The sequence below is a fragment of the Arthrobacter sp. B0490 genome, assembly GCF_002929355.1.
Lineage (GTDB): Bacteria > Actinomycetota > Actinomycetes > Actinomycetales > Micrococcaceae > Arthrobacter_D.
The window spans coordinates 1-2,553 of record NZ_PJIR01000035.1; the positions used below are offsets into that span (position 1 = coordinate 1).

Below are 2,553 nucleotides of genomic sequence, written 5' to 3' on the forward strand. Positions count from 1 at the left end.
GAGGAGGAGGTCTCCGCCCTGGGCGGGTATGGCGTTGGTGAAGGCGATGCGGTCGATGGTGCCGTTGATGGGGGTGGTGATGTTGGCTTCCATCTTCATGGCCTCGATCGTGGCGACGGTGTCGCCGGCGGAGACGGTGTCGCCCGCGGCGCGGGTGATGGTCACGGAGCCGGCGAAGGGGGCCGCGATGTGGCCGGGGGTTGCGGGGTCGGCTTTCTCGGCGGCCTTCACGTCACTGGTGACCGCCCTGTCGCGGACGGTCACGGGCCGCATCTGTCCGTTGAGGGTGCACATGACGGTGCGCATGCCCTTCTCGTCGGGGTCGGACACGGCTTCGAGGGTCGCGATGAGCCGGACGCCCTTTTCGAGTTCGATGACGTGCTCGGTGCCGGGCTGCAGTCCGTAGAGGTAGTCCGCGGTGCCCAGGAGGGACACGTCGCCGTAGGTGTCGCGGGTGGCCTGGAAGTCCCGGGTGGGTCCGGCGAACAGCAGGGTGTTCAGCGCGGTGCGGCGCTCCACGGAGGAGCCGGCGAGTTTCGCCTCGTCGTCGACGGTGAGCTCGGCGTCGCGGGGTTTGAGCTCGCGGCCCTTGAGGGCCTTGGTGCGGAACGGTTCGGGCCAGCCGCCGGGCGGGTTGCCGAGGTCCCCGTTGAGGAACCCGATGACGGAGTCGGGGACGTCGAAGTCCTGCGGGTTCTCCTGGAACGCGGCCGGATCGGCGTTCGCGCCGACCAGGGCCAGGGCGAGGTCGCCGACGACCTTCGAGGACGGGGTGACCTTCACGAGCCGGCCGAGGATCCGGTCCGCGGCCGTGTACATGTCCTCGATCGCCTCGAACCTCTCGCCCAGGCCCAGGGCGATGGCCTGCTGACGCAGGTTGGACAGCTGCCCTCCCGGGATCTCGTGCCGGTAGACCCGCCCGGTGGGCCCGGGCAGGCCGGATTCGAACGGCGCGTACATGCGCCGCACGGCCTCCCAGTACGGTTCCAGGGCGCACACGTTCGAAAGGTCCAGGCCCGTGTCCCGGGGTGTGTGGGCCAGGGCCGCGACGAGGGCGGACGCCGAGGGCTGGCTGGTGGTGCCGGCCAGGGCGGCGCTGGCGACGTCGACGGCGTCGACGCCGGCGTCCACGGCGGCCAGCAGGGTCGCCAGCTGGCCTCCGGCGGTGTCGTGGGTGTGCAGGTGCACGGGCAGTTCGAAGCGCTCCCGCAGGGCGGTCACGAGGCGCGCGGCGGCGGCCGGGCGGAGCAGGCCGGCCATGTCCTTGATCGCCAGGATGTGCGCCCCGGCGTCGACGATGCGCTGGGCGAGGTCGAGGTAGTAGTCCAACGTGTAGAGGGTCTCGGCGGGATCGAGCATGTCCGCGGTGTAGCACAGGGCCACCTCCGCGACCGCCGTTCCGGTCTCCCGGACCGCCCGGATGGCCGGTTCCATCTGGGAGACGTCGTTCAGGGCGTCGAAGATCCGGAAGATGTCGATCCCCGACGCCGCGGCCTCGGCCACGAACGCCGTCGTGACGGCCTCCGGGTACGGGGTGTAGCCCACGGTGTTCCGGCCGCGCAGCAGCATCTGCAGGCACATGTCCGGGACCTCCCGGCGCAGCGTGTCCAGGCGCTCCCACGGGTCCTCACCCAGGAAGCGCAGCGCGACGTCGTACGTCGCCCCACCCCACGCCTCGACCGACAACAGGCCCGGCGTCAGGGCCGACACGGCCGCGCCCGCCGCGGCCAGGTCCCGGGTCCGCACCCGGGTTGCGAGCAGCGACTGGTGCGCGTCGCGGAACGTGGTGTCCGTCACCGCGACCGCGGTCTGCTCCCGCAACGCCCGCGCGAAACCCTCCGGCCCGAGCTCGAGGAGCCGCTGACGGCTGCCCGCGGGCGCCGGCTCGTCGCCGGAGTCCTCCGGCAGGGTGGGGAGTTTCTCACGGGGGTCAAGGGCCGCGGGCCGCGCCCCGTGGGGCTGGTTCACGGTCACGTCCGCGAGCCAGGTCAGCAGTTTCGTGCCGCGGTCGGCCGGGACGCGGGCGGTGAGCAGTTCGGGGCGTTCGTCGATGAACGACGTCGCGACGTTCCCGGCGATGAAGTCCGGATCGTCCAGGACCGCCTGCAGGAAGGAGATGTTCGTCGACACGCCGCGGACCCGGAACTCGGCCAGGGCACGCCGGGCCCGCGCCACCGCGGTCGGGTAGTCCCGGCCCCGGCAGGTGAGCTTGACGAGCATCGAGTCGAAGTGCGGGCTGATCTCCGCCCCCGCGTACACGGTCCCGCCGTCCAGGCGCACCCCCGCCCCGCCCGCGGACCGGTACGCCGAGATCCGGCCCACATCGGGCCGGAACCCGTTCGCCGGGTCCTCCGTGGTGATCCGCGACTGCAGGGCCGCACCCCGCACGTACACCGTGTCCTGGGACAGGCCCAGATCCGCCAGCGACTCGCCCGCCGCGATGCGCAGCTGCGCCTGCACGAGGTCGACATCGGTGACCTCCTCGGTGACCGTGTGCTCGACCTGGATGCGCGGGTTCATCTCGATGAACACGTGCTGGCCCGCCCGCTCCCC

Annotated in this window: 1 protein-coding gene; it reads right to left on the bottom strand. The window is 72.2% G+C overall.

Going from position 1 to position 2,553, the window contains the following annotated elements:
• Window positions 1–2,553: pyruvate carboxylase (locus CXQ97_RS18445; RefSeq protein WP_104182345.1), on the bottom strand; the 2,553-nt coding region annotated here is incomplete at both ends.